This window comes from Archangium sp. (genome assembly GCF_045802675.1).
GTDB lineage: Bacteria > Myxococcota > Myxococcia > Myxococcales > Myxococcaceae > Archangium.
In genome coordinates, this window is sequence record NZ_JBJMQO010000096.1 from 44560 (window position 1) to 69275 (window position 24716).

The window sequence follows — 24716 nt, forward strand, 5'->3', positions numbered from 1 at the left end:
CCCCAGGAGATCGCATGCGCTCGCTTCCTCTCGTCGTGGCCTGTGCCGGCATGGGCCTGCTCGCCGCCTGTGGCGATGACGCCCCCACCTCGGTTCCGGATGACCTCGCGGCCATCGGCCAGCCCCTCGACGCGGCCGACAACTGGAACTACCCCAACGACAACTACTTCCGCTGCGTGTCGCTGAAGAACGCCTCCGCCCCGCTGCGCCACGAGGACTTCAGCCCGATCAGCGCCACGGGCGGCTACCGCGTCTACAACTCCTGGAGCTACGACGGGGCCTACAACCTCGAGACGGGCTTCTGCCAGCCCGGACAGGTGCGGCTCGACGCACACGAGTTGCTCCAGACAACCCAGGGCCGCGTCTATCTCCACAAGGGCGGCCAGGGCTACGCGCAGGGCCGCGTACCCTACGGCCACCTGTGGATCGGCGACCTCCAGGCCGGCGTGACGCCCCAGCGCCCCGAGAGCGAGCCCCCGGAGAACGGCATCCCGAGCGCCATCCCCGGAACGAGCTCGTGGGACTCGACCCGCCGCAACGGCCGGGGCTGCACCCCCACGGGCACGTACAACTACCGCATGCACATCACCGCGCAGGGTACTCCCGAGGAGCTTCCCTCGACGTGGCAGTACAAGCCGTACCAGACGAGCTCCCGCTACAACAAATACGCAGACGCTGGCGCCGAGCAGGCCGAGGGCACCGAGCACTACGCGTACCTGCTCTGGAGCTGGCTCCACAAGGGCGACGGCGTGACCACCAGCCCCGGCGGCGGCATGGTGCGCGCCCTCATCAAGGAGGGTCAGCCCTTCTACCGCTGCGGCGTGGAGAGCATCGACAGCATCGCCTACGCGCCCGACTCCAACACGGAGATCGGTCGCGTCACCGCCATCTACGGCAAGACCCGGGCCTCCGACGGAGGCCCCTGGGTCTACGGCTGGACCATCCACTCGCACCGCGCGAAGCGGGCCGATGGAACCTACGACCCGCGCGTCTTCCACCTCACCACGTGCCCGAGCACCGGCTGCTGAAATGCAAGCGCATCAGGACTGCTCGGGCCCGAGCAGTCCTTCTTGTCCAGCGTACTTCCGCGTCGTCATCAACTCTTCGATGAGCTCAGGGGCGTCCGGAAACATCTTCTCCGCCAACGCCCCCAGTTGGAGCGCCTTCTCGAGCGTCTCCTTCGTCCGCTCGGCATTCCAGTACCGGAGCAGTCCCCACCACGCGTCCTTGAGCGTTGCCGATGCCTTGGTGGCTGCTTCCTCGTAGAGCTTCGCTGCCTCGTGAGCGGAGTCGCGATAGGTATCCAGGAAGAAGCCGAGCTCGACCAATGCTGGCGCGCTCCGGTACGAGCCCAGGACCGCCTGCTCCAATAGCCGCTGGATTTCCTTGAAGGCCCCCTCGGATTCTCCACCACCGTCCCCCGCGGTCCAGAGCCGTCGCTGCATCAGCCATGCGAGAAAGAGGGCGTTCTGCGTGAACGCGGGGCAGGTCTCGAACAATTCACGGTGTAACCGGAGTTGCTCTTCGCTCGGCTTGCCGATGTCGCCTGAATGCCGGGCAGCTTGAAACCTCGCGACCAGCTCCTCGAGCCCAGGGTGCGCCATGAGTCACCTCACTGGCCCAGAATCACCAAGGCCACACCCGCGATTGTACGCCAAGCGTGGGGCAGCCCCGATCAATCCGCGGAGGAAGGGTGGGCTCAGCTCACGGCGAGATGGCACGCAGCAACGCGTTGCCCGAGTCCGCCACGTACAGCCTCCCGTCCGGCCCCAGCGCGAGCCCCGCAGGCAGCACCAGGTCCGCGTCGTCTCCCGCGCCATCGCGCGCCCCGAAGTGGCCCGTGCCCGCGAGCGTCGTCACCTCGCCGCTCGCGGAGATGCGCCGCACCCGGTAGTTGCCCGGATCCGATACCGCCAGGCTCCCATCCGGCAGCACCGCGAGCCCGAGGTACGGCAGCATCCGCGCGGCCTCGCCGTTGCCTTCCGCGAAGCCTCCCGGCGCCGAGCCCGCCACCACGCTCACCGTGCCGTTGCGCAGCGCCACCACGCGCGACATGCCCGTCTCCACCACGTACACCGTCCCGTCCGCCCCCGCCGCCACCGCCGAGGGCCGGTACAGCCACAGGTTCGACGGCAGCGTCGTCACCGGATTGCCCGGCGTGAGCAGATCAATCCGCCGGATGACGCCATTGCCCAGGTCCGCCACCAGCAGCTCGCCCTGCGGCGTCATCGCCAGCCCCGCCGGCTGGTTGAAGCGCGCCTGCGCCGCGGGCCCATCCACCATGCCCGGCTCCATCACCGCGCCGGAGAACACCGTCGTCGTCCCGTCCGGCGCGATGCGGCGGATGCAGTAGTTGTCCGAGTCCGCCACGTACACGTTGCCCTGTGCGTCCGCGGCGATCCCCATCGGGCCGTTGAGCCGCACCGGAGAGAGCGTCGAGATGGTCCCGTCCGGCGCCACCCGCTTCACCTTGTTGGCCAGCGCGTCCGCCACCGCCCAGCCTCCACCGGGCAGCACCGCCACCGCCACCGGCGCCGCCAGCAGGCCCTGCTCCGGCCCTCCATCCTGGTCGCCCCGCTTCCCCGGCTGCCCCGCCACCGTCCGCACCTCGGCGGCGAAGGGGCCTCGGGACTTCGGCAACGGCGTCGCCGGCAGCACCACCAGATCCTTCGGCACCGCCCGGTCCAGCGCCCGGTACAGCACGTTGGCCACCAGGCGCGCCGCGCGCGGATCCCCCGAGTCGCTCGTCCCCAGCGTGTGCACGAAGTCCACTCCGCCCGCCGAGAACACCCACGCATTCCCCTTGCGGAGCACCACCATCTGCCCGAACCCGAAGGCCCCCTGCAGTGACAACGCCGGAGACTCGGCCAGCACGTCCAGGTCCGCGGGCGACTGGCCGTTGGCCACCACCTGATCCTGCTCGTAGCCGTTGGCCCTCCACAGCGTGTCCCCGTTGCGCAGCCCCGTCCCCTCGAAGGCCCAGTGGTCCGCCTTCGTGATGACCGTCGGGAACGCGAACTGGTGCCACCGGCTGGAGAACATCACCCCCAACAGCGCGTTCTCCGGCCTCGGCGTCGCCAGGTCCCGGAACTTCGTCGTCCGATCCGGGCTCCTCGTCCCCGCCGGATCCTTCGCGTCTCCCTTGTAGCAGGTGACGATGCGCCTCGGCCGGCCGTCCGCCGACGCCTCCAGCCGCACCTGCCAGTAGGCCTGGTTCGCTCCGAGGTTGATGAGCGACCGGCCCTCGGCCAGCGCCTTGTCGGCCCGGTCCCGCAGCGTGCGCGTCCAGTACTCGTCGTGCCCCGAGAGCATCAGCACCCGCGCCTCGCGCAGCGCGTCCCCGCTCCGGTCCAGCTCCTCGGTGGGCACGTACGCCACGTCCAGCCCCTGCGCCTCCAGCCACATGATGAGCCCCTGCTCGTCATCCAGCAGGTGCCCCGAGCCATGGCCCCGGTAGTACGGCCGATCGAACGAAGACTGGAACGCGCGCCCCAGCCCCGTCATCCGGAACTTGTCGTCGTAGAGGCTCGTGCCGCCCCACGTGTTGTAGGCCGCCCACGTCGCCGTCGGGATGATCACCGTCACCTCCGAGCGCGGCAGCGGATCCCTCACGAAGAACGGCACGTAGCGCTGGTAGCCGTCATCGCGCACCAGCTTCACCACGTACACCCCGCGCACCCAGCTCGCGTTCGTCTCGAGCTCCAGCGTCGGCGTCCAGTTGCAGGCGATCAGCCCCGTGGGCTTCTGCGGAGGACACGGCGCCTGCGGCACCGCCTGCAGCGGGCCTCCTCGCGCCACCTCGCGCCCTCCCAGGCCCCCGTAGTAGCCCAGCCGGTACACCTCCCAGGTGAACTTGCGCGGGCTCCCCGTCACCGACACCGCGATCGGCACCCGCTCGCCCTGCGTCACCGTGGAGACGAGCGCGTAGCCTTCAATCTCGTTGTTGTTCGCTCCCCGGGTGATGCGCCACGCCTTCGTCCCCTGGCGCGCGTTCTCCTTGCGGATGGCCTGGGTGTCATGAGGAGGCGGGGCCGGGTCCGTCCCGCCATCCTCTGGCGTCTGGGCCGGACCTCCATCCGGAAGGTCTGGCTGCCCACCGTCCGGACCCTGGAGCGGCGGGTTGTCGCGTCCCCCGCCCCCGGAAGCCCCCGTCGCCATGCCTGTTTCCTCGCAACCGCCCGCGAGGCCCACGAGGCACAGTACGGCAGCCAACAGCCCGATGATCCGACCACCCTTTCCCATGCCCGCCTCCACTCCCCCTGGGGCTGCCAGGGTAAGCACGAGACACAGCATGGGAAGTGTCATGCCACGGCCAGGGCGGCATCGCGGACAGACTCAGGTGCCCAGGAACTCGCGGTGCAGTCTCGCCGTCAGCGGTTTCAGGTACTGCTTGTCCACCAGCAACGTCAGTTGCAGCGGCGATGTGTGCACCGCATGCACCTTCGCGCCCAGCTCCTCCGCCACACCGAGCGCCCGGCGCAGGTAGCTCCAGTCCGCGTTCACCCCCGCGCCCACCGCCGTCACCGTCCCCACCTCCTCCCGCAGCGTCACCGCCTCGCCGAAGCGCGCGCCCACGTCCCGCTTCAGCGCCTCCAGCCCGTGCACGTCCTGCAACGGCACCGCGATGAACGCCCTCCCCTCGCGCCCCAACAACCCGTCGAAGGCCAACGCCCGGCCTCGCACCCCTCGTGCGTCCAGGAACTCCAGCAGCTCCGGCACCCGCACCGTCTCCAGCGCCGCCGACAACACCGCCAGCTCCACCTCCGACGTCACCCCCCTCACCCGCGTGTCCGTCGGCGCCACCAACTCCTGCACCGCCGTCCCACTCCCCTGCCCGTGCGCCGTGCGCGCCAGGATGACGATTCCCTTCGCCTTCGCGAACTCCACCGCCTGCGCGTTCAGCACCTTCGCCCCCGCGCTCGCCAGCTCCTGCATCTCGTCGTACGAGAGCGTCTCCAGCTTGCGCGCGTCCGGTACCACCCGCGGGTCCGCGCTGAACACCCCATCCACGTCCGAGTAGATTTCACACGACTCCGCGCTCAACGCCGCCGCCAGCGCCACCGCCGTCGTGTCCGAGCCCCCCCGCCCCAGCGTCGTCACCTCCCGCTTGTACGAGACGCCCTGGTAGCCCGCGACGATGACCACCTTGCCCTGCGCCAGCTCGTCCTGAATCCGGTAGGGCCTCACCTCCACGATGCGCGCCTGCGAGTGCACGTCGTTCGTGATGATGCCGCTCTGGCTGCCCGTGAAGCTGATGGCCGGCACCCCCTGCTCCTGCAGCGCCATGGACAGCAGCGCCATGGAGATGCGCTCCCCGCACGTGAGCAGCATGTCCAGCTCGCGCCGCGGCGGATCCGGCGACACCTGCTTGGCCAGCGCCAGCAGTTCGTCCGTCGTGTCCCCCATCGCCGACACCACCACCACCACCTGGTAGCCCCGCTCGCGCGTCTCCTTCACCCTGCGTGCGACCTTGCGGAGCTTCTCCACATCGGCGACCGATGAGCCGCCATACTTCTGCACCACGATCGGCATAAAGCACCCGCTGCGTTGTTCCTAGGGGCCGGCGAAGGTCACAGGTAACCTGCCGGGCGTGTCCGCCAAGACACACTGGAAGCACCTCATGCACAAGGCTCGCCAGCCCTCCCCGCCGTCTTTCCGACGCCCGCCTGCCTGCCTTGACAGGTCGTCCCCGGCTTTTATATCGGCCGCCGCTCGAGCGCTTCTGAACGGAGCCTGCCCATGTCGTCCATGATCGAGGTGCGCAACCTCACCAAGCGGTACCGGGAACGGGTCGCGGTGGATGCTCTGAACTTCTCGGTCGCCGAGGGACAGATTCTCGGGTTCCTCGGGCCCAACGGCGCGGGCAAGTCCACGACGATGAAGATCCTCACCGGCTTCCTGCCCCCCTCCGAGGGCAGCGCCCGGGTGGCCGGCTTCGACGTCTTCGAGCAGCCCTTGGAAGTCAAACGGCGGATCGGCTACCTGCCGGAGATGCCGCCGCTCTACCCGGAGATGACGGTGGCCGGGTACCTGAAGTTCGTGGCCGAGCTCAAGCGCCTGCCCGGCCGCGGCCTGCGCGCCGAGGTGGAGCGGGTGGCCGGCCTCACCGGCGTCTCGGACGTGATGGGCCGCGTCATCCAGAACCTGTCCAAGGGCTACAAGCAGCGCGTGGGGATTGCCCAGGCCCTGCTCGGCTCCCCGCCGGTGCTCATCCTCGACGAGCCCACCGAGGGCCTCGACCCGGCCCAGCGCGCCGAGGTGCGCGGGCTGATCAAAGGCCTGGCGGGCAAGCACACCGTCATCCTCTCCACGCACATCCTCCCCGAGGTGACGATGACCTGCGAGAAGGTCCTCATCCTCAACCAGGGCCGGGTGGTGGCGTACGACGATCTCCGCAAGCTGACGCGAGTGCACGGCGGCAAAGCGGAGAACGCGTCGCTCGAGGAGATCTTCATCAAGCTGACGGCGGCCTGAGGCTCGCGCGTCCCCCCCCCCGCACACGGTTTTCCGGAGGAGCCCATGCGCACCGCGCTGGCGATCGCCCGCAAGGAACTGTCCATCTACTTCACCACGCCGTGGGCCTACGCGGTCTTCACCGCGATGCTCGGCCTCGCGGCGTTCTTCTTCGTCGGCGGCCTGTACGAGTTCCAGCACGCCCAGGAGATGGCGCGCCAGTACGGCTGGGAGCGCGTGCCCCCCGAGTTCCGCAACCTCACCGACGGGGTCATGGTGCCCTTCTTCTCCTCGGTGATGATGATCACGCTCTTCGTGGTGCCCTTCCTCTCGATGCGGCTGTTCGCCGAGGAGAAGCGCAACAAGACGTTCGAGCTGCTGATGACGGCGCCGGTGCGGCCGGTGGAGATCGTCGTGGGCAAGTACCTGGGCGGGCTGGGCATCATCACCGCCACCCTGGGGCTCACCCTCTTCTTCCCGGTGCTGCTGTCCTTCCTCGGCAGGAGCGAGGCGGGCGCGGTGCTGGAGTGGGGCACGGTGCTGCTGGCCTATGGCGGGCTGCTGCTGTGGGGCGCCACCTGCATGGCCATTGGGATGTTCATCTCCACGCTCACCGAGAGCCAGATGCTGGCCGCCCTGGGGACATTCGCGGTGCTCCTGACGTGGATGAGGCTGCGCGGCCTGGCCCAGGCCACCGAGGAGCCAATGCGCTCCTTCATCAGCCACCTGTCCTTCGACGCGCAGCTGCAGGGACTGCTGCGTGGCGTGCTGGACGTGGAGACGCTCGTCTTCTTCGCTTCCGTCATCTTCTTCTCGCTGCTGCTCAGCCACCGCTCGGTGGAAGCGCAGCGCTGGGCGTGACGTGCCCCCCTCGAGGACGCCAATGAAAGCGGCCAACATCGGCAAGATTCTGGGCGGGTTCGGGCTGCTGCTGCTCTTCTCCAGCCCCTTCACCCTCTTCTTCACCTCGGGCTCCCTCGCCATCGCCGGCACGAAGGTCGTCGCCGGGCTGGTGCTGGTGGGGCTCTACTTCGCCACCAACTTCAAGCAGTTCGGCCAGTTCGCCTCGCGCCGCTCCAGCTTCTTCTTCGCCAGCACCGCGGGGCTCGTCCTGGTGACGCTCGGCGCGCTGGTGGCCGTCAACTACATCGCCCACAAGAAGAACACGCGCTGGGACCTCACCGAGCAGAAGGTCTTCACGCTCTCGCCCCAGACGGTGGCCGTGCTGCACGGCCTCGCGCAGCCGGTGCACGCCATCGGCCTCATCCCCACCGACCATCCCGCCTACGAGGCCCTCCAGAGCACCTTCGAGCGCTACCACCAGGAGGCGCCGGAGAGGTTCGACTACTCCTTCAAGGATCCGCACCGCCACCCGGACCTGGCCTCGAAATACGAGCTGCGCGAGGGCCAGACGACGGTGGTGCTCACCCGCGGCGAGGGCGCCAATGAGGCCCATACCTCGCTCAAGCTCATCAGCGAGCAGGACATCACCAACGCCCTGCTCAAGCTCACCCGCGTGAGCGAGCAGAAGGTGTACTTCGTCGTCGGCCATGGGGAGTGGCCGCTCGAGGGCCAGGTCCCCATGCCCGGCCAGCGCGGTCAGATGACGGGCCTCACGGAGATGAAGCAGCAGCTCGTCCAGGAGGGCTACACCACCCGGCCCATCAACCTCGGGGGCGGCACCACGGTGCCCCAGGACGCGGCGCTGGTGATCATCGCGGGCCCCAAGGCGCCCTTCAGCCCGCCCGAGGTGGAGTCGCTGCGCGAGTACCTCGCCACGGGCGGCCGGCTCGTCTACTTCACCGAGGCCTACAACGAGCCGGGTGAGGCGCTGGCGAAGCTGCTCGGCGAGTACGGCCTGGAGCTCGACAAGGGCGTGGTCGCCGATGCGCAGTTCAACAGCGGCAGCCCCTACGTCGTGCTCTCGCTCTTCTTCGGCAACCATGAAATCGCCCGGCCCCTGCGCCAGCGGCAGCTCAACATCGAGCTGCCCACCGCGCGCAGCATCAGCGTGCGCACCACGGGACTCGCCGAGGGCCTGAAGGTGGAGCCGGTGCTCCTCACCTCGCCCTTCGCCTGGGTGGAGACGACGCTCGACGACAAGCCCGCCCCCTCCGCGGGCGAAAAGGCCGGCCAGCTCGCCCTGGCGGCCGCCAGCTCGCGCCCCATCACGGGCGCACCGGACAAGCGCTCCGACGAGGCGCGGCTGGTGCTCGTGGGCGACTCGGAGCTCCTCCTGGACTCCAACTGGGGCCACGAGGGCAACCGCAACCTGGTGATGAACACGCTCGGCTGGGCCACCAATCAGGTGGACAAGATCACCATCCGCCCGCCAGACCGGGCCGCTTCCACCCTCCAACTGGATGCGGAGCTGCTCAACCGCATCCGCTTCGTCTCCACCGACGTGCTGCCCCTGTCGCTGCTCGGCGTGGGGCTGGCCATCTGGCTCTCGAGGCGCAACAAGTGAACACCCAACAGAAGAACCTCGTCATGTTGCTGGCCGGCACCGTGGTGGCCGGCGGACTCGGCCTCTACGCGTACTTCGGCGTGATGAAGCCGGAGGAGGCGCAGACCCAGCGCGAGGAAGCGGAGACGACGCTCTTCGTCGTCAACCCGCCTCCCGGGGAGCGCGCCCAGGACGGTGGCACCGCCGCCGGCCCCCACTTCACCTGGCTCTCCGTGGAGATGCCCCTGGGCAAGACGGTGATGGAGCTCCGGGACAACACCTGGCGCATCACCTCGCCCGTGAGCGCGCCCGCGGAAAAGGCGCCGGTGGACGCCATCGTCCGGGAGATCGCCGCCGCGAAGTTCCGCCTCACCGTCGAGGAGAACCCCACCGACGCGGACCTGGAGCGCTACGGCCTGAAGCAGCCTCGCGCCACCGTCATCGCCCGCGCCTTCGTGCCGGACGCGCAGGGCGGCGGGAAGGACGACCCGGCGCGCCAGCACTCGGTGACCTTCTACATGGGCATCGAGAACACCTTCGACGGCGGCGTGTACGTGCGCCGCGAGGGAGACCCGCGCGTGTACCTCGCCGACGGCATGCTCCGCGTCGCGGTGCTGAAAACGACCGCGGAGTGGCGCGACTACCACGTGTTCCCCGTGGACGAGCCCTCGCTGCTGCGCATCGACGTGAAGGCGCGCAAGAACTCGCTCACCCTGGAGCGCACCACCACCGACAAGCCGTGGCAGTTGGTGCGGCCGGTGGCCCTGCGCGCCGACCCCGAGCGCGTGCAGCGGATGCTCTCGGAATTCCGGGGCCGCGCCGCCTTCTCCTTCCCCAAGCCGGAGCAGGAGGCGTTGGTGCGCAAGGCCCTGGAGAAGCCCCTGGTGGAGGCGACCTTCACGCCCAAGCTCGGTACGCCCATGCACGTGCTCATGGCCCAGCTTCAGCTGGACGGGGAGAAGCAGACCGTCGCGCTGACCGAGACGGGCTCGGACTCGCAGCTGAGCATCGTGGACCCCCTCATGCTCGACCTGCTGGACCTCGAGCCGCGGGAGTTCAAGGACAAGCGCGTGCTCGCGCTCGAGCTCGCGGCGGTGAACCGCATCGTCTTCCAGCCGGCCGCTGGCGCCGAGAAGCTGGAGCTGGCGAAGAGCCCGGACTCCGGCAAGTGGGAAGTGGTGGCCCCCATCGTCGGCGTGGCCAAGGAGTTCAAGGTGGCCTCGCTGCTGGGCTCGCTGGACAAGCTCAAGGCCGCGGCCTGGGGCGAGCCCACCCCGAAGAGCTGGAGCAAGTACGGCATCAGCGACACCTCGCGGGGCGTGTCGCTGTACGACGGCACGGGCCAGTTGATGGCCCGGCTCTGGCTGGGCAACGAAGTGAAGGGCAACCCCGAGCGCGTGTGGGCCCGCGGCTCGTCCGAGGACGTGTTCGAGCTGGAGAAGTCGGCCTTCGACTCGCTGCCCCTCAAGCTCGAGGAGCTCCTGGACACCGGGCGGACCGCGGCCGGCTCGCCCTGAGTCACACCTCGAGCAGCATGAAGCGCTGGTCGGGGTGCATCTTCGTCATGAGCGGCATCGCCACGTTGTAGACGGGGATGCCGCTCTTCGTCTTTCCAGCGGGCGCCCCGTGGTGCGCGTGCCCATGGAAGACGGCCTCCGCTCCGTAGTGGTCCACCGGCATCGCCAGGCGGCTCGTCCCGAGGAAGGGGCGGATTTCGATGTTCTCGCCCTCGAGCGTCTCCGGCACCGGGGCGTAGTGCATGATGACCACCTTCTTCGGCGTGTCGAGGTGGCTCAGCGCCGCTTCCAGCTTGAGCGACTCGTGCACCGCCTCCTGCACGAAGGCCTTCGTCTGGCCCTCTCCGAAGGCCTGCAGCGTGGCGTTTCCAAAGCCGCCGCCGAAGCCCTTCACCCCGGCCACGCCCAGCACCTTCTCGAAGATGAAGTGGTCCCCGTCGAGGATGTGCACCCCTACCCGCGACAGCTCGCCGCAGATCTCCTTGGCCTGGTTGTGCTCGTAGTCGTGGTTGCCGAGCACCGCCGCCACCGGCACCCGCAGCGCCGAGAGCTCCTCGGCGAGCACCTTGCCCTCCTCGATCATCCCCCGGTCCGTCAAATCCCCGCACAACACCAGCACGTCCGCTTCCGCGTTGATCTGCTTCACGAGCTGGCGGAACCGTCCATGCTGATCCTCCCGGCAATGGAGGTCACCGACCGCCGCCAGCCGTATTTTCGAGTTCGCGTCCCGCGCCACGTGCCGCCCCCTTCTCCCGATCTCGCTCGTCCCAGGACCGGCCGTCGCCGTATCCCCAATGATGGATGTCCACGGAGTAGTTCACCCTCGAGATGAGATTGCCGCGGCACAGCCGCTCGTCCCAGTTGCCTTCCTTGAGGGAGTCCAGCGTGCGCGACATGAGCTCCGTCATGAGCCACACCGGAATCAGGTCGCGCTCACAGGGATAGGCGAAGCGGAACATCATCAGGTGGCTGAGCAGCACCTCCCAGTACCGGTCGAAGCGCCTCAGCAGGCGCTCCCAGTCCATGCTCCGCCCCATCTTCAGGATGAGGTGGTTGATGTCCGCGCCGTCGTACCGCTCGCGCTCGTTGACGAAGGCCTTGGACCAGATCATCTCCTCGGCGGGCGCCACCAGGCAGCGGTGGCCAAAGACGCTGGCCGCCTTCGCGTGGACGAACCACTCGTCATCCACCGTGGCCACGCCGTTGCCCGAGGAGAAGATGAAGTCCACGAAGTACTCGCCCTTGTAGGCCTTGTAGATCCACACCTCGTCGGCGCGCTCGGTGCGCCAGCCGTCCTTCTCCAGCGCCACGAGCGCCAGCTCCGCATCGCGCTTGCGCGGAAAGAGATCCAGATCCTTCGTGTCCCGGTAGATGCCCGTATACGTGGAGTAGGCATAGGCCCCGCCCACGAGGAAGGGCACACCGGCATCGAGCAACACCTCGATCGCCCGGCCACGGGCGTTGATCTCGTCCGATGTCCGGCACCGCTCGGCGAGCGAGGCGTCGATTCCCATCTCCCCGGGGTGATTCGGGTGTCGCTTTTCCATGGGAAGAACCTAGGAACGGGTCCTTTTTCCCGTCGGAGCCCCCGTCCGGTATGCCTGGAGGGCAACCGGGGAGACGCCAAACGCTCGTGATTCCAGGGGGTTTGGACGTTGCGAAGATCGCCTTTTCTGTTTTTGGACCCTGCTGTGTCCCTATGGGCGAACGACCCGCGACGGCCTGGAAGGGGCCGGGCGGACACCCGAGAGGACCGACACATGACGTTGCGCAAGAGCCTGATGTTCGCCGCCCTGATGCTCGTGGGCTGTGGCCGCATGAGCCGCGAGGAGGAGTTCCGCTCCGTGCTGCCCACTCAGGAGATGGTGGAGGTAAAGACGCCCGCCAAGAGCGGCCAGGCGCTGAGCGTGGAGGGGACGGGCGCTCAGTCCGAGAAGGGCCAGACGAGCGACCTCTACGCGCTCACCCGGGGCACCACCGTGCTCGTCAACGGCGGCACGCTGGCGGTGCTCGGCCTGGTGGACGCGGTGACGAAGTACAACCCCACCACCGTCACCGCGGACACCGCCGTGTGGGGCCCGCACACCGAGGCGCTCGCCCGCAACACCTGGAAGCTCACCGTGAAGAAGACGGGCGACCACACCTATGGCTACACCGTGTCGGCCAAGGCGAAGGAGGCGGCGGACTCGGCCTTCGTGGACATCATCACCGGCACCCATACCGCCTCGCTCAACGAGGCCGGCGAGCCGGTGAAGGGCTTCGGCCAGGGTGAGTTCACGCTCGACTGGACCAAGGCCGCGACGCTGCCCGAGCACGACGCCAACGTGGGCAGCTTCACCGTGAAGTACTCGCGCCTGGATGAGCGGAGCACCGTCAGCGTGGACGCGGGCTTCCGCCAGGTGCGCGACGAGAACGACGCCAGCAAGCGCGTGGACGCGGACTACCGCTACGCCGCCTCCCCGGGCCAGGGCGGCCAGTTCGACTTCAAGCTGAGCCAGGACTGGTACAAGCCGAGCGGCTCCACCTCCACCGCGAAGGAGACGCTCACCATCAAGAGCCGCTGGATGGAGACGGGCGCGGGCCGCTCGGACGTCCGGATGTCGGGCGGGGACCTGGGCACGGAGGAGGCCACCGCCAGCGAGTGCTGGGACACCACCTTCGCCAGCCAGTACCTGCGCGCCAGCTACGCCGTCCCCCAGGTGCGCTATGGCACCGAGACCACCGACTGCGCCTTCACCCCGGCCGCCTACTCCACGCTGTAGTCCCTCGTTGTAAGCTCGGGGGCAACCACCCCTGAGCGAGACGAGGCAGTTCGTGGCGGGAACGACCCAACCGGCCCTGAAGGTCATCGACGGAGGGCAGAAGGACCGGCGCGCGTTCCTGCGCGAGCTGTACATGGCGCACGGCGGCAGCGTGTACGGGCGCTGCCGCTACCTGTTGAAGGACGCCAGCAAGGCCGAGGACGCGGCGCAGGAGGTATTCGCCCGCGCCCTCATGCACTCGGAGGAGTTCCGCTCGGAGAGCTCGCCGCTGGGGTGGTTGATGAAGATCGCCACCCACCACTGCCTCAACCAACTGCGCGCGGAGCGGGCCCCGTGGCGGCGCTGGTTCGAGCGCGACGAGCTGGCCCGCCCCGAGGGAGACCGGGGCGCGCAGGCGATGGAGACGCGGGAGCTGGTGCGCTCGCTGCTGGCGCGGGTGGACGTGGAGACGCAGGCGGCGGTGGTGCACTACTGGGTGGACGGGATGACACTGGAAGAGGTGGCCGCGTTGCTGGGGCGCTCGGTGCCCACGGTGCGCAAGCGGCTGGAGCGGTTCTCCGCCCTGACGAACGAGGAGCTGAAGGTCCCATGAGCGCGCACCTGACGGAATGGACGCTGCGGCGGCTGCACGCCGGAGAGCTCCCGGGCGCCGAGTCCCAACAGGCCCGGGCCCACCTGTCCGCGTGCGCGGAGTGCCACGGGGTGCTCGAGGGCTTCGAGGCGGAGCAGGCGCGCTTCGAGTCGCAGGTGCCCTTCGAGCGCTTCGAGAAGGGCGTGGAGCGAGCCCTGGAGAATCCACCGGAGGAGCGCTCGCGGCCCGGGTTCCACGGCTTCATGGTGGCGGTGGCGGCCACGGTGCTGCTGGCGTTGTTCGTCCGGCCGATGCTGGCCGAGTCCCCTACCCACAACCGGCTCAAGGGCGGGGCCACGGCGGAGCTGCGCATTGCCGGCGATGGGGCCCAGCGCGCCGTCCCCTCGGGCGACACCGACACGCTCCAGCCGGGCGAGCGGGTGCGGGTGGGGTACGTGGCGGGCGCGTACGGGTACGTGCTGGCGCTGTCGGTGGACGAGGCCGGTGAGGTGACGCCGCTCTACTCCGAGTCGGGGACGAGCCTTCCCGTGGAGCCTCCGGGTGACAAACGGCACTGGCTGCCCGAGAGCGTGGAGTTCACCGGCTCGGGAGACGAGCGCGTGATGGTGGTGCTCTCCGAGCGGCCACTGAAGGTGGACGAGGTGGTGGCGGCGGCGCGGCGGGCCTGGGAGTCCGCCGGGAGGAAGGTCGCGGAGATGCCCACGCTCGGCGTGGACGGTGAAGAGAGTCACTGGCTCCTGCACAAGCCCCAGCCATGAGACGCTTTTCAGCCCATTGCCAGGTGCTCGTCCTCGCGCTGTTGCTGGCGACGGCCGTGCAAGCGGAGACGGTGCGCCGCTTCGCGCTGGTGGCGGGCAATGACGAGGGCGGCGCGGACACCCGGCCGCTGCGCTTCGCCCGGGATGATGCGCGCAAGATGCACGGCGTGCTGCAGCGGCTCGGAGGCGTGGAACCCGGAGACGCGCGGCTGCTGCTGAACGAGGACGCGGAAGACTTCCTCCGGGCGCTTGGTGAGCTGGAATCGAGCGCTCGGGCGGCACGGGCCCGGGGCGAGCGCACCGCGCTCATCATCTACTACTCGGGCCATGCGAAGGACGGCGCGCTTCGGCTGGGGGACAGCTCGCTGGAGCTCGAGCCGCTGAAGCGCCGGTTGTCGGCGGCACCCGCGGACATCCGTATCGCCATCCTGGACTCATGCCGCTCGGGGACGCTCACGCGGACGAAGGGCGCCCGGCGCACACCGGCCTTCGCCATCGACGCGGGCGCCACGCGCGAGGCCCGGGGGCTCGTCATCCTCACCTCCAGCTCGGCGGACGAGGACTCGCAGGAGTCGGACCTGCTGGGCGGCAGCTACTTCTCCCACCACCTGGCCAGCGGGTTGATGGGGGACGCGGATCGCTCGGGCGATGGGCAGGTGACGCTCTTCGAGGCCTACTCGCATGCGTACGCCCGCACCGTGGCGGACACCGCGGACAGCAGCGCCGGGCCCCAGCACCCCACCTTCAGCTACGACCTGGCCGGCAATGGCGACCTGGTGCTGTCGGACCTGCGGGGACGTGACGAGGGCCTGGTGGTACCTCGCACCGCGCCCGCCGGGGCGTACTACTTCGTGAGCCCGAGCGGCCTCGTGGTGGCCGAGCTGGACAAGGCCGTGGACACCGAGCGGCGCCTGGGACTGGCCCCGGGCTTCTACACGGTGAAGCGGCGGCTGGCGGACCGGCTGCGCATTGGCGAGGCCGAGGTCCGGCGCGGGCGCACCACGGTGCTCGACGAGTCGCAGTTACGCGATGCGCCCTTCTCGGATGACCCGGTGAAGGGCGTGGCGCCGCGGGGGCGGGCACTGCGCACGTTCTGGACGCTGGGGCTCACCGGCGGCTACCACTCCTTCTTCGACGCGCCCACGCGCGAGAACCTCTTCCTCTCCACGCCGCTGCTCGGGCTGGAGGTGGGCCTGCACCACTACTTCCGCGAGAACTGGCGCTGGGACTTCGACCTGGCGCTCGGCGCGCGGCAGGCCACGCTGGAGCTCCCCACCCTCTCGGGGCCGCGCTACCGGTACTCGCTGCTGAGCGTGGGCACCTCGCTGGTGGCCGAGTGGCCCGTGGGCCCGGTGTCGCCCTTCGTCGGCGCACGGCTCGCCTATCTGCTCACGGGCCGGGACTTCGAGGACGCGAGCCTCCCCGACCAGTTCTACGCGGTGCTCACTCCGGGCGTGGTGGGCGGCGTGCGCTGGCGGATGTCCGAGCGCTTCGAGCTCACCGGGCGCGCCCGCGTCCACTACCTCCTCTACAACGTCGACGCACAGCGCTCCCTGGGCTACTGGGAGCTCGGGGCGCTCGTGACGTACCGCCTCTGACAGGGAGCACGAGATGCGCTACCGCTGGCTCCTCCTCCTGGGCTGCCTCGCCGCCGCGTGCGGTGGGAACCTCTCCAACGACGACCTCGAGTTCCTCAACGCCCTGCCCGCGCGCGAGGACCTCGCCTCCAAGCTTCCTGGCGGTGCGAGCTCCGTCAGCGCGGGAGGCCCACGCCAGCGCACGCAACTGCTGTCGCTCGGAGAGCCCTCGCAGCTCTACGCGGACACGCGCAAGGCCTCGGACGACTTCAACGGCGGGATGGATGGACTGCTTCTGCTGCTGGAGGAGCTCCGCGAGCTGCCGCCGACGACGCGCGAGCCGGACCTGCGCGTGTGGGGGCCGTGGCAGGACAAGGACCATCCCGGCCACGAGGTGCGCTTCGTGATGAAGCGGGAGGCCGAGCGCTTCGACTACGGGCTCCAGTACCGCCCCGTGGGCTCCGGCGAGGAGGCGTGGTGGTCGGCGCTGGAGGGCTCGTTCCGGGCGGACGGAGGGCTGCGCAAGGGCGAGGGCGCGGTGCGGCTGCTGCTCTCCGAGACGAAGGCCCACGGCTTCAACGTGGGAGGGCTCGCGGGGCTGGACCGGTTGGACATCGGCTACCAGACGCGCGCGTTGCCCATCCGCGTGCAGATGCGCTTCGTGCCCACGTCGCCCCAGACCGCGTCCGAGCTCCTCTACGCGTACCGCGAGCTTCCCGGGGGCCTGGGGGAGATGGGGTTCCTGCTCCAGGACGTCGACGTCATCCCGGGCACGCAGCGGGAGGACCTGGCCATCGTCAGCCGGTGGACGCGGGACCGGGGAGGCGTGGGAGTCATCGCGGTGACGGGTGGAGACGTGCCCGCGGGATTCACCGCGACCCAGGTGGAGTGCTGGGATGCGGACTTCCGCGTCACGTACCTGAAGCGGAGCTGGGAGACGGCGGTGGTGGGCAAGGCCTCGGCGTGCCCGGACGTGTCCGCGCTGGAGGACTGAGGGCCTGGAAGTCCGTCACGGCGTCACGGCGGCGGCGAAGTGGCGCTGGCCACCGTGAATCGTGAGGATGACCGCGGGCTTCACCGCGTTGCGGTCCGCGTCCAGGGTGAGGTTGCCCGTGGCGCCGGGGAAGTCCTTGGTGCTCGCGAGCGCGTCCCGGAGGTCCGGGCCCGAGAGAGACTTCGCCCGCTCGATGGCCGCGATCGCCACCTTCGCCGCGTCATAGCCCAGCGCGGAGGCGGCCTCGGGAGAGCGGCCATAGCGCGCGCGGAACGAGGAGATGAAGCGCTGCAGCGCGGGCGCGGGGTTGTCCTCGGCGTAGTGCGACGAGTAGTAGGCGCCCTCCAGCGCGCCGCCCGCGAGCTCGAAGATGCGGTCCGACTCCCAGCCATCCCCGCCCAGCAGCGGCTGCGACAGCCCGAGCTCGCGCGCCTGGCGGGCGATGACGCCCACCTCGCTGTAGAAGCCGGGCAGGTACAGCGCCTGGGGTTTCGCCTTCTTCACCGCCAGCAGCGGCGCGCGGTAGTCCGAGTCTCCCTTCGAGTAGCTCTCCACGGCGACGATGGTGCCGCCCCGCTTCTTGAAGGCCTCGGTGAAGGCCTCGCTCAGCCCGAGCGAGGAGGCGTTCTTGCTGTCGTGCAGCACCGCCACGCGCTCGAGCTTCAGGTGCTCGCGGGCGAAGCGCGCCATGGCACCGCCCTGGAAGGGATCGATGAAGCAGGTGCGGAAGATGAAGTCGCCTTTCTTCGTCACGTCCGGGTGGGTGGCCGAGGGCGTCACCATGGGGACTCGCGCGGCCTGGACGGCGTCCGCGATGGCCAGCGAGCCGGACGACGTCACGTCCCCGAGGATGAGCACCACGCGGTCCTGCGTGAGGAGGCGCTTGGCGGCGGCCACGGACTCCTCGAGCTTGCCCTGGGTGTCATAGGAGCGGAGCTCCACCTTGCGGCCCCTCACGCCGCCCGCGGCGTTCACCTGCTCCACTGCGAACTGGATGCCATCGCGCACCACGGTGCCGAACGAGGCCTCCGAGCCGGTGAGGCTCCCGAGCGTCCCGAGGACGATGGGCCCCTCGCTCGTGGGGGCTCGCTGCCCGGAAGCAGCGGTCGCCGGAGCCGGGGGAGGCGGAGACTTCCGCTCACAGGCGAGGGAGCACAGGGCGAAGGCGGCGATCAGCGGAACGAGACGGTGCATGGTGGCTCTCTGGAAGAGCACTCTGGCATGGAAGCCAGGCGAACCGGATGGCGCCGCGCGAGGATGGAGCCGCGGACAGGAGGAAGGTTTCGGGGCGTCCGTTGTCGCGAAATGGACGGGCGCTGCCTACCGGGGGGATGGGCGTGCTTGCGCTGACGTTCATCACCCCGCGTCCCTCTCCGTCCTGTGAGCAGGTGATGGGGTTGGATCCCGGCCCCATCTCTGAGCCATGAACCTGACTGCGATTGCATTGATTCTGGCCCTGAACGCAGCGCCCGCCGAAGCCGAGGCCGCTCAGGAGCACCCGGCGTGTGAGCCGTGTGGCGGTGGAGACCACTCGCGGCAGCTCGGGGGCCATGTCTTCCTCTTCCCCCTCCTCCAGCAGAACGCCTTCGTCTCCAGCTACGTGGGCCTCCGCTCGGGCGTGGTGATGTACGACGTGCCGGACCTGCCCATCGGCAGCCTGGGAGCGGTGGACGTCTCGCTCGTGGGCTACCAGCAGACGCTCGACCTGGGCGTGAGGCTCACCCGCTGGTTGGGCCTGTGGGGCCAGGCACGCGGCATCCTCTACTCGGGCCTGACGGTGGGCTCGTTCGTGTCGGATGGCGCCAGCTTCCAGGCCGGTGGGGAGGGCGGCGTCGTGGTGCGGCTGCTGCACTTGGAATCGAGTGGTACGCAGCTGTCGCTGCGGGCCGGCGGCGGTTACCAGGGAGGCCGCGACCTCACCCTGTTGCCCCTGCTGAACGCCATCGTGGACACCCCGGGCGTGACGCTGGTGAGCATCCTGCGAGGGGAGCTGGGTGAGCTCCTCGTCGTGGACACCTCCGAGACCACGGTGAATGGCGGCCTCTTCTTCGCCCAGGCGCTGGGCACCCCCATCCTGGGGCTGCAGGCCTCGGCCTCGGTGGCGCGCGCCTGGCGCACCCGCAAGCCGTTCGATCCCGCCACGGGCACCCGCATCGACCGCGACACCACCGCCACCCGCGTCAACCTGGCGGGCGCGCTCTCCGCGGACTTCAAGTCGTTCGGTGTTCCCCTGGCGCTGATGGGCGAGTACCTCTTCACCGCGGGCCGCCAGACGGAGGTGGAGCTGGCGCGCACGGACCTGAACACCAGCTCGGTCGCTCTCGGCCTGTACTACACGGGGCGGCGCAACCTGCAGCTCGGCCTGGTCGGCGGAGCCGTGCTCCACGCCGAGCCTCGCATCGGCGTCGACGCGGAAGGCAACCCCGCGCAGTCCGGCAGGCCCAGGCTCAACACCGCCCAGCTCGTCCTGCGCTACATCTGGTGAGCCCGCGCGTCAGGCGGCCCCGCGCGCCCCGTCTTCCGGCTCGGTGGGGGGCTCCTCTTCCGGTGCCGCCTCGTCCCGGCGCACGGGGAACTCGATGCGCAGGCGGGCCCCGCCCTCGGGCCGGTTGCTGGCGGTGAGCGTGCCGCCGAACTGCTCCACCAGCTCGCGCGACAGGGTCAGCCCCAGGCCCGTGCCCTTGTCGGGGCCCTTGGTGGTGAAGAAGGCCTCGAAGAGCCGGGGCAGCACGTGCGGGGCGAAGCCGGGCCCGTTGTCCTCCACGAGCAGCACCACGCGCTCCTGCTCGCACCGGCCCGTCACCCGCACCTCACCGCCCTCCGCCCGGTGCGCCTCCAGCACGTCGCCCGCGTTGACCAGCAGGTTGAGCACCACCTGCACCAGCCGCTGCCGCACCACGAAGATCTCCGGCAGCTCCGTGGGCACCTCCACCCTCCGCAGCGCCACGTGCTTGAGCCGCAGCGAGGCCAGCTTCATCGCATCGGCCACCACGTCCGCCAGCGAGCACGGCGTGGGCTCGTGGGCGTCCATGCGCGCGAATCCCCGCAGATCCGACACGACCTGGCGGATGTGCTGGATGCCCACGCGCGTCTCCGCGAGCACCTCGGCCAGTTCCTCCCGGTCCACCTCCCGTGGCGCCGTCAGCTCGTTGCGCACGAAGTCGACGTTGGAGCCCACGTAGGCGATCGGGTTGTTGATCTCATGCGCCACGCCCGCCGCCAGCCGCCCGACGATGGCCAGCTTCTCCGACTGCGCCCGGCGGTGCTCGCTCAGGGCCAGGGCCTCCAGCGACTCGCGGCGGGCGCGCTCGAGCCGCGCCTGCTCCTCGGCCTCCTGGGCCTCCACCGCATGGTGGGAGAAGTACGCCGAAAGCACGGTGATCCCCATCACCACGGACACCCAGGTGATGGCCTGGAGGGGGGCCAGTCCTGCCTGCCGCGCGAGCACCACCGTCCCCACGCTGCCCACCGCGCCGCTCACGAGCGCCGCCCGCAGGCGCCGCCGGTGGATCAGGGAAACGGCCAGCGGCAGCACGGGCACCATGGTGAAGTAGGCGGTGCCAATGCCCCCCTGCCCCCGGGCGAGCCCCAGGATGCAGACGGTGGAGATGATGACGTTCACGTCCGTGAGGGGAGCCACCCAGGAGGCGGGCACCCGATCCACCAGGAGCGTGTAGCCCATCATGCCCGCGGCCCACAGGATGCGGCACCCCAGCATCCACGGGCTGAAGTAGCCCAGATCGAGCGTATCCACCCAGGTGAAGGCGATGATGACCACGCACAGCACCCAGCTCGTGTGGCGGCTCCACACGCCCGGATGCGGAGCGGACCCGGGCTCCGGCCTGGATTCAGGAGTGCGCGGCATGGCGGAGTTCACTCGGAGCGGGGGTCCAGGTCATCTTCTACCGGTAAGTCGATCCTACCCCGGAAAGGTTAGCACGCGGGCAGGCGGGCTCCATCCTTCCTTGACTCGCCAGGGATGGCTCTTTAGGTTCACCCTCTTCCCTCAGTACCCAGCGAAGGATCTTTTCCACCATGGCTCGCGTCACAGTCGAAGACTGCCTCCCCCTGGTCGACAACCGCTTCGCGCTCGTGCTGCTGGCGGCCAAGCGCGCCCGTCAGCTCATGGCCGGAGCCCGCCCCATCATCGACATCTCCAAGAACAAGCCGCCCGTGCTCTCGCTGCGCGAGGTCGCCACCGGCCGCGTGAAGTTCGACCGGGACGTGCGCGAGGCCCTCACCGGCAAGTACGCGCAGAACGAGCCGAAGGCCAACGGCGCTCCCTAGTCGCCGGAGCCCTCCGGCCGTACCGCGGAGAGGGCGGGGGTGGCTCCCGCGCGCAGCAGCATCCTGGCCGCGCGCGCGGCGATGGCCTTCTCGCCCTTGTAGCCCAGCAGGGCCGCCACCCGGGCCAGCGGTACCCAGCGCGTCTCGTCCACCTCCACCCGGTGGCCCTCGTGCTGCAGGTCTCCCAGCACTCCGGACTGGTAGCGGAAGAGGAAGAAGTGCACGCGCTTGAAGATGCGCTGGCCGCGGAACTGGTAGACGTAGCGGATCTCCCCCAGCGGCGCGACGAGCGTGGCCCTCAGGCCCGTCTCCTCCCACACCTCGCGCACGGCCGTCTGCTCGGGTGACTCCCCCGGGTCCACATGTCCCTTCGGAAGCGCCCACAGGGAGCGGCCGTGGGGCCGGATGACGGCCACCTCCAGCTCGCCCCCCTGGTCTCGGACGACAATTCCTCCGGCGCTCGCCTCACGGGGCATACGCCCCAAGGTAACCGAAGCCCGCGTGCCGCGTTCAGAAGACTTGCGCGAAGTGGCGCAGCTTGGCTTCTGCCCCCAACCGGTAGGCGTAACGCAGGTCCGACAGCAGCCGCTCCAGCCGCCGTCCCGCCACGTGCCCCATCAGCCGCGAGCAGAAGTTGCGCGAGAGCCGGTTGGCCTCCTCGTACCGCCAGCGCTCCGCCTCGGACAGCCGCTCCCGGTAGCTCACCCGGTCGAACAGCCGCCCCCGCAGCTCCTCCGCCCACGCCCCCACCCCCTCGCCCCACCGGTGCAGCAGGCACAGGGCGAACTTGTCCACCTCCGCCTGTGCCTCCAGCTCCAACAGGGAGACGGTACGCCCATGTACGGCCGTGTGCGCCACGTAGACGAAGTGGGACACGCCCTCGGCGAGCTGGCAGAAGCCGTCCAGCTCGAGCTCCAGCATCGAGTCCACCGGGCCGCTCTCGTAGGGCCGCAGGCGGCTGAGCAGCGCGGGCGCGAGGTAGAGGGCGAGCTCCAGCTCCCCGTCGCCCTCGAGCACCAGCAGCTCCTCGTCGGCGCGGCCGGTGGCGCCGAGCAGGACGGCGGCTTCGGTGTCCACCACGAAGCCCTCCGCCCGCGCGGCGCAGGTAATGCCGTAGATGGCCTCCAGGTGCGCCTGAACGCGGCCGATCATGCGGTGGCTCCCGGGGGGCTCAGTTGGGCAGCCCCTTGGGCATCACCAGGCCCACGTCCACGAGCACCTGCTCCAGCTTGTCGTTGCCCGTGCGCACCCAGCTCTCGTACACCTTGAGGGTGCCCGAGGGGCCGTTCTGCACCAGCCCGCGCGCGGCGATCTCCTCGAGCACGTCCACCAGGGCGCGGAACTTCGCGCCCAGCTCCCGGTAGACGCCGGCGAAGCCCGCGCCGGGCGACAGGTCCGCCACCTGCCCGTACGCCGCTCCGCCCATTTGGATGTAGTAGTCCTGGCCCACCGCCCCCTCGCGCAGCGCGCTCGAGAAGAAGCCGGCCTGGTAGAGCGACACGTCCCCCAGCCGCCGCAGGGTGCGGATGCGCTCGTCGCGCTGCTGCTGGAGCGCCCGATGGTAGAGCATCGCCAGCGGCTCCTGCTCCTTGCGCCCGTCCTGTCCCTGGCTGAACAGGTTGTCGGTGCAGGCGAACTCGGCCAGCAGGTTGACGAGGTAGAACTCGGTCGTCTCCGCCACCGCCACCTTCTGGCGTCGGATGACTTCCTCCAACAGCGCCTTGAAGAACTCCTTCAACGACGGGGCCGTCACCAGTTGACTCATGGACTCTCGACCTCCCTCGTCCCCGGGGAAAGAACATGCCGGGGACGCCATGAAAAAGTTACCAACGACCCCCCCCAGGCCGCAAAAGGACCTCCAATCATTCCGGGTACTTACGCTGGCACTCGCCCCCCTCGACTGCCAGAAACGGCCCGCCCGGACCACCGCGCGAGCGGGACGTCCACAGGCAGACAGAGTCGGAAAACCCGAGTCGTGACGGGGCTTTGGAATGCTCCCACCCCCGAGCACGGGCTCGCTTGACGGGTCGACTTCGCTGGTTATTATCCCGCGCGCTTGGTGGTTGGCACTCGGGAGGTGCGAGTGCTAATCGCCCGGGCCACAAGCCCATTTCCAACCCCCACGGGCCCCCACAGCCGGGGGCCTCATCGGCAAAGGAGACAACCCATGAAGATTCGTCCCCTGCAGGATCGTCTGATCGTCAAGCGCGTGGCCGAGGAGAACAAGACCAAGGGCGGTCTGTTCATCCCCGACACCGCCAAGGAGAAGCCGCTCGAGGGCCACGTGCTCGCGGTCGGTAACGGCAAGGTGCTCGAGGACGGCAAGGTGCGTCCGCTCGACATCAAGGCCGGTGACACCATCCTGTTCAGCAAGTACGCGGGCACGGAGATCAAGATCGACGGCGAGGACCACCTCATCCTTCGGGAAGAGGACGTCCTGGGCGTGATCGAGAAGTAATCCCCTCCCCGCTTCTCCCCCTACCCAAAGGAATCAATCCACTATGTCGAAGGAAATCCTTTTCGACGTCCGCGCCCGTGAAGCCATCCTGCGCGGCGTGAACATCCTGGCCGACGCGGTCAAGGTCACCCTGGGCCCCAAGGGCCGCAACGTGGTGATCGAGAAGTCGTTCGGCTCGCCCACGATCACCAAGGACGGCGTGACCGTCGCCAAGGAGATCGAGCTCGAGAACAAGTTCGAGAACATGGGCGCCCAGATGGTCAAGGAGGTTGCCTCCAAGACCTCCGACGTGGCCGGTGACGGCACCACGACGGCGACCGTGCTGGCCCAGGCCATCTTCCGCGAGGGCGCCAAGCTGGTGGCCGCCGGGCACAACCCGATGGACATCAAGCGCGGCATCGACAAGGCCGTGGCGGCCATCGTCGCCGAGCTGAAGAACCTGGCCAAGCCCACCAAGGACAAGAAGGAGATCGCCCAGGTCGGTACCATCTCGGCCAACGGCGACACCACCATCGGGCAGATCATCGCCGATGCGATGGAGAAGGTCGGCAAGGAGGGCGTCATCACGGTGGAGGAGGCCAAGGGCCTGGACACCACCCTGGACGTGGTCGAGGGCATGCAGTTCGACCGCGGCTATTCGTCGCCGTACTTCGTGACCGATCCGCAGCGAATGGAAGCCGTTTTCGAGGACGCTTACGTGCTCGTCAGTGAAAAAAAGATTTCGAACATGGCCGACCTCGTTCCGGTGCTCGAAGCCATCGCGAAGGAGCAGAAGGCCTTCGTGATCATCGCCGACGATATCGAGGGGGAAGCGTTGGCGACGCTGGTGGTCAATCGGCTTCGCGGCACCCTGAATTGCGCGGCAGTGAAGG

Annotated in this window: 24 protein-coding genes; 14 read left to right on the top strand and 10 right to left on the bottom strand. The window is 69.3% G+C overall.

Going from position 1 to position 24716, the window contains the following annotated elements:
* The first annotated feature begins 14 nt into the window (after window positions 1–14).
* Window positions 15–1028, top strand: coding sequence for a hypothetical protein (locus ACJ8AN_RS27965; RefSeq protein ID WP_407758549.1), 1014 nt, complete (start codon window positions 15–17; stop codon window positions 1026–1028).
* A 12-nt stretch (window positions 1029–1040) separates the two neighbouring features.
* On the opposite strand, the gene ACJ8AN_RS27970 is transcribed toward ACJ8AN_RS27965, so the two are convergent.
* From ACJ8AN_RS27970 to ACJ8AN_RS27980, 3 genes are all read right to left on the bottom strand, one after another.
* A complete protein-coding gene (locus ACJ8AN_RS27970; protein ID WP_407758550.1) occupies window positions 1041–1604 on the bottom strand; it encodes a hypothetical protein in 564 nt (187 codons plus the stop codon).
* 100 nt (window positions 1605–1704) lie between these two features.
* Window positions 1705–4158: a N,N-dimethylformamidase beta subunit family domain-containing protein gene (locus tag ACJ8AN_RS27975; protein WP_407758551.1), complete on the bottom strand. Its 2454-nt coding sequence runs from the start codon at window positions 4156–4158 to the stop codon at window positions 1705–1707.
* Window positions 4159–4335: 177 nt separating this feature from the next.
* On the bottom strand, window positions 4336–5532 hold the full coding sequence (locus ACJ8AN_RS27980) for an aspartate kinase (protein WP_407758552.1): 1197 nt from the start codon (window positions 5530–5532) through the stop codon (window positions 4336–4338).
* Window positions 5533–5748: 216 nt separating this feature from the next.
* Here ACJ8AN_RS27980 and ACJ8AN_RS27985 point away from each other — a divergent pair, with 216 nt between their 5' ends.
* From ACJ8AN_RS27985 to ACJ8AN_RS28000, 4 genes are read left to right on the top strand one after another with little or no spacing between them, the layout of a single operon-like run.
* A complete protein-coding gene (locus ACJ8AN_RS27985; RefSeq protein WP_407758570.1) occupies window positions 5749–6474 on the top strand; it encodes an ABC transporter ATP-binding protein in 726 nt (241 codons plus the stop codon).
* A 45-nt stretch (window positions 6475–6519) separates the two neighbouring features.
* Window positions 6520–7314: an ABC transporter permease gene (locus tag ACJ8AN_RS27990; RefSeq protein WP_407758553.1), complete on the top strand. Its 795-nt coding sequence runs from the start codon at window positions 6520–6522 to the stop codon at window positions 7312–7314.
* Between the two features lie 22 nt (window positions 7315–7336).
* The gene (locus tag ACJ8AN_RS27995) at window positions 7337–8920 is read left to right on the top strand and encodes a GldG family protein (protein ID WP_407758554.1); all 1584 of its coding nucleotides are present in this window, start codon (window positions 7337–7339) and stop codon (window positions 8918–8920) included.
* Entirely contained in the window at window positions 8917–10416 is a 1500-nt protein-coding gene (locus ACJ8AN_RS28000) for a DUF4340 domain-containing protein (protein WP_407758555.1), read from the top strand. Before ACJ8AN_RS27995 ends, ACJ8AN_RS28000 begins: the two co-directional genes overlap by 4 nt.
* A gap of 1 nt (window position 10417) precedes the next feature.
* On the opposite strand, the gene ACJ8AN_RS28005 is transcribed toward ACJ8AN_RS28000, so the two are convergent.
* Entirely contained in the window at window positions 10418–11122 is a 705-nt protein-coding gene (locus ACJ8AN_RS28005) for a metallophosphoesterase (protein ID WP_407758571.1), read from the bottom strand.
* Window positions 11106–11963, bottom strand: a complete 858-nt coding sequence (locus ACJ8AN_RS28010) for a nucleotidyltransferase (protein WP_407758556.1) — start codon at window positions 11961–11963, stop codon at window positions 11106–11108. The genes ACJ8AN_RS28005 and ACJ8AN_RS28010 overlap by 17 nt, the downstream gene beginning before the upstream one ends.
* Before the next feature lie 213 nt (window positions 11964–12176).
* On the opposite strand from ACJ8AN_RS28010, the gene ACJ8AN_RS28015 reads away from it, so the two are divergent.
* The 5 genes from ACJ8AN_RS28015 to ACJ8AN_RS28035 are packed head-to-tail and all read left to right on the top strand — an operon-like array spanning window position 12177 to window position 17099.
* Window positions 12177–13178, top strand: coding sequence for a hypothetical protein (locus ACJ8AN_RS28015; RefSeq protein WP_407758557.1), 1002 nt, complete (start codon window positions 12177–12179; stop codon window positions 13176–13178).
* Between the two features lie 52 nt (window positions 13179–13230).
* Entirely contained in the window at window positions 13231–13770 is a 540-nt protein-coding gene (locus ACJ8AN_RS28020; protein WP_407758558.1) for an RNA polymerase sigma factor, read from the top strand.
* Window positions 13767–14528 carry an ACP synthase gene (locus ACJ8AN_RS28025; protein ID WP_407758559.1) on the top strand — a complete coding sequence of 254 codons (762 nt, stop codon included), beginning with the start codon at window positions 13767–13769 and terminating at the stop codon, window positions 14526–14528. The genes ACJ8AN_RS28020 and ACJ8AN_RS28025 overlap by 4 nt, the downstream gene beginning before the upstream one ends.
* Window positions 14525–16126, top strand: coding sequence for a caspase domain-containing protein (locus ACJ8AN_RS28030; protein WP_407758560.1), 1602 nt, complete (start codon window positions 14525–14527; stop codon window positions 16124–16126). The genes ACJ8AN_RS28025 and ACJ8AN_RS28030 overlap by 4 nt, the downstream gene beginning before the upstream one ends.
* Window positions 16127–16139: 13 nt before the next feature.
* Window positions 16140–17099 carry a hypothetical protein gene (locus ACJ8AN_RS28035; RefSeq protein ID WP_407758561.1) on the top strand — a complete coding sequence of 320 codons (960 nt, stop codon included), beginning with the start codon at window positions 16140–16142 and terminating at the stop codon, window positions 17097–17099.
* 15 nt (window positions 17100–17114) lie between these two features.
* On the opposite strand, the gene ACJ8AN_RS28040 is transcribed toward ACJ8AN_RS28035, so the two are convergent.
* Window positions 17115–18293 (bottom strand): ABC transporter substrate-binding protein, encoded by a 1179-nt coding sequence (locus ACJ8AN_RS28040; RefSeq protein WP_407758562.1) that lies wholly within the window; start codon window positions 18291–18293, stop codon window positions 17115–17117.
* A gap of 229 nt (window positions 18294–18522) precedes the next feature.
* Between ACJ8AN_RS28040 and ACJ8AN_RS28045 the strand changes: the two genes are divergently transcribed.
* Complete coding sequence (locus ACJ8AN_RS28045; RefSeq protein ID WP_407758563.1) at window positions 18523–19584, top strand: hypothetical protein; 1062 nt, start codon at window positions 18523–18525, stop codon at window positions 19582–19584.
* Between the two features lie 9 nt (window positions 19585–19593).
* On the opposite strand, the gene ACJ8AN_RS28050 is transcribed toward ACJ8AN_RS28045, so the two are convergent.
* On the bottom strand, window positions 19594–20964 hold the full coding sequence (locus ACJ8AN_RS28050) for a sensor histidine kinase (protein ID WP_407758564.1): 1371 nt from the start codon (window positions 20962–20964) through the stop codon (window positions 19594–19596).
* Between the two features lie 170 nt (window positions 20965–21134).
* Here ACJ8AN_RS28050 and rpoZ point away from each other — a divergent pair, with 170 nt between their 5' ends.
* Window positions 21135–21386 carry a DNA-directed RNA polymerase subunit omega gene (gene rpoZ, locus ACJ8AN_RS28055; RefSeq protein WP_407758565.1) on the top strand — a complete coding sequence of 84 codons (252 nt, stop codon included), beginning with the start codon at window positions 21135–21137 and terminating at the stop codon, window positions 21384–21386.
* On the opposite strand, the gene ACJ8AN_RS28060 is transcribed toward rpoZ, so the two are convergent.
* The 3 genes from ACJ8AN_RS28060 to ACJ8AN_RS28070 are packed head-to-tail and all read right to left on the bottom strand — an operon-like array spanning window position 21383 to window position 23151.
* The gene (locus tag ACJ8AN_RS28060) at window positions 21383–21862 is read right to left on the bottom strand and encodes an NUDIX hydrolase (RefSeq protein ID WP_407758566.1); all 480 of its coding nucleotides are present in this window, start codon (window positions 21860–21862) and stop codon (window positions 21383–21385) included. The genes rpoZ and ACJ8AN_RS28060 overlap by 4 nt on opposite strands.
* 34 nt (window positions 21863–21896) lie before the next feature.
* Complete coding sequence (locus ACJ8AN_RS28065) at window positions 21897–22538, bottom strand: hypothetical protein (RefSeq protein WP_407758567.1); 642 nt, start codon at window positions 22536–22538, stop codon at window positions 21897–21899.
* Window positions 22539–22557: 19 nt separating this feature from the next.
* On the bottom strand, window positions 22558–23151 hold the full coding sequence (locus ACJ8AN_RS28070; RefSeq protein ID WP_407758568.1) for a hypothetical protein: 594 nt from the start codon (window positions 23149–23151) through the stop codon (window positions 22558–22560).
* A gap of 402 nt (window positions 23152–23553) precedes the next feature.
* Here ACJ8AN_RS28070 and groES point away from each other — a divergent pair, with 402 nt between their 5' ends.
* Both groES and groEL read left to right on the top strand, forming a co-directional pair.
* On the top strand, window positions 23554–23844 hold the full coding sequence (gene groES, locus ACJ8AN_RS28075) for a co-chaperone GroES (protein WP_331094909.1): 291 nt from the start codon (window positions 23554–23556) through the stop codon (window positions 23842–23844).
* Between the two features lie 43 nt (window positions 23845–23887).
* A partial coding sequence (gene groEL / locus ACJ8AN_RS28080) for a chaperonin GroEL (protein WP_407758569.1) occupies window positions 23888–24716 on the top strand: 829 nt, incomplete at its 3' end.

Bases quoted from the DNA above. Each gene is read 5' to 3' on its own strand.
- ACJ8AN_RS27965 (WP_407758549.1), top strand. From the start codon at position 15: ATGCGCTCGCTTCCTCTCGTCGTGGCCTGTGCCGGCATGGGCCTGCTC.
- ACJ8AN_RS27970 (WP_407758550.1), bottom strand. From the start codon at position 1,604: ATGGCGCACCCTGGGCTCGAGGAGCTGGTCGCGAGGTTTCAAGCTGCC.
- ACJ8AN_RS27975 (WP_407758551.1), bottom strand. From the start codon at position 4,158: ATGGCGACGGGGGCTTCCGGGGGCGGGGGACGCGACAACCCGCCGCTC.
- ACJ8AN_RS27980 (WP_407758552.1), bottom strand. From the start codon at position 5,532: ATGCCGATCGTGGTGCAGAAGTATGGCGGCTCATCGGTCGCCGATGTG.
- ACJ8AN_RS27985 (WP_407758570.1), top strand. From the start codon at position 5,749: ATGATCGAGGTGCGCAACCTCACCAAGCGGTACCGGGAACGGGTCGCG.
- ACJ8AN_RS27990 (WP_407758553.1), top strand. From the start codon at position 6,520: ATGCGCACCGCGCTGGCGATCGCCCGCAAGGAACTGTCCATCTACTTC.
- ACJ8AN_RS27995 (WP_407758554.1), top strand. From the start codon at position 7,337: ATGAAAGCGGCCAACATCGGCAAGATTCTGGGCGGGTTCGGGCTGCTG.
- ACJ8AN_RS28010 (WP_407758556.1), bottom strand. From the start codon at position 11,963: ATGGAAAAGCGACACCCGAATCACCCCGGGGAGATGGGAATCGACGCC.
- ACJ8AN_RS28015 (WP_407758557.1), top strand. From the start codon at position 12,177: ATGACGTTGCGCAAGAGCCTGATGTTCGCCGCCCTGATGCTCGTGGGC.
- ACJ8AN_RS28025 (WP_407758559.1), top strand. From the start codon at position 13,767: ATGAGCGCGCACCTGACGGAATGGACGCTGCGGCGGCTGCACGCCGGA.
- ACJ8AN_RS28030 (WP_407758560.1), top strand. From the start codon at position 14,525: ATGAGACGCTTTTCAGCCCATTGCCAGGTGCTCGTCCTCGCGCTGTTG.
- ACJ8AN_RS28035 (WP_407758561.1), top strand. From the start codon at position 16,140: ATGCGCTACCGCTGGCTCCTCCTCCTGGGCTGCCTCGCCGCCGCGTGC.
- ACJ8AN_RS28040 (WP_407758562.1), bottom strand. From the start codon at position 18,293: ATGCACCGTCTCGTTCCGCTGATCGCCGCCTTCGCCCTGTGCTCCCTC.
- ACJ8AN_RS28045 (WP_407758563.1), top strand. From the start codon at position 18,523: ATGAACCTGACTGCGATTGCATTGATTCTGGCCCTGAACGCAGCGCCC.
- ACJ8AN_RS28050 (WP_407758564.1), bottom strand. From the start codon at position 20,964: ATGCCGCGCACTCCTGAATCCAGGCCGGAGCCCGGGTCCGCTCCGCAT.
- rpoZ (WP_407758565.1), top strand. From the start codon at position 21,135: ATGGCTCGCGTCACAGTCGAAGACTGCCTCCCCCTGGTCGACAACCGC.
- ACJ8AN_RS28060 (WP_407758566.1), bottom strand. From the start codon at position 21,862: ATGCCCCGTGAGGCGAGCGCCGGAGGAATTGTCGTCCGAGACCAGGGG.
- ACJ8AN_RS28065 (WP_407758567.1), bottom strand. From the start codon at position 22,538: ATGATCGGCCGCGTTCAGGCGCACCTGGAGGCCATCTACGGCATTACC.
- ACJ8AN_RS28070 (WP_407758568.1), bottom strand. From the start codon at position 23,151: ATGAGTCAACTGGTGACGGCCCCGTCGTTGAAGGAGTTCTTCAAGGCG.
- groES (WP_331094909.1), top strand. From the start codon at position 23,554: ATGAAGATTCGTCCCCTGCAGGATCGTCTGATCGTCAAGCGCGTGGCC.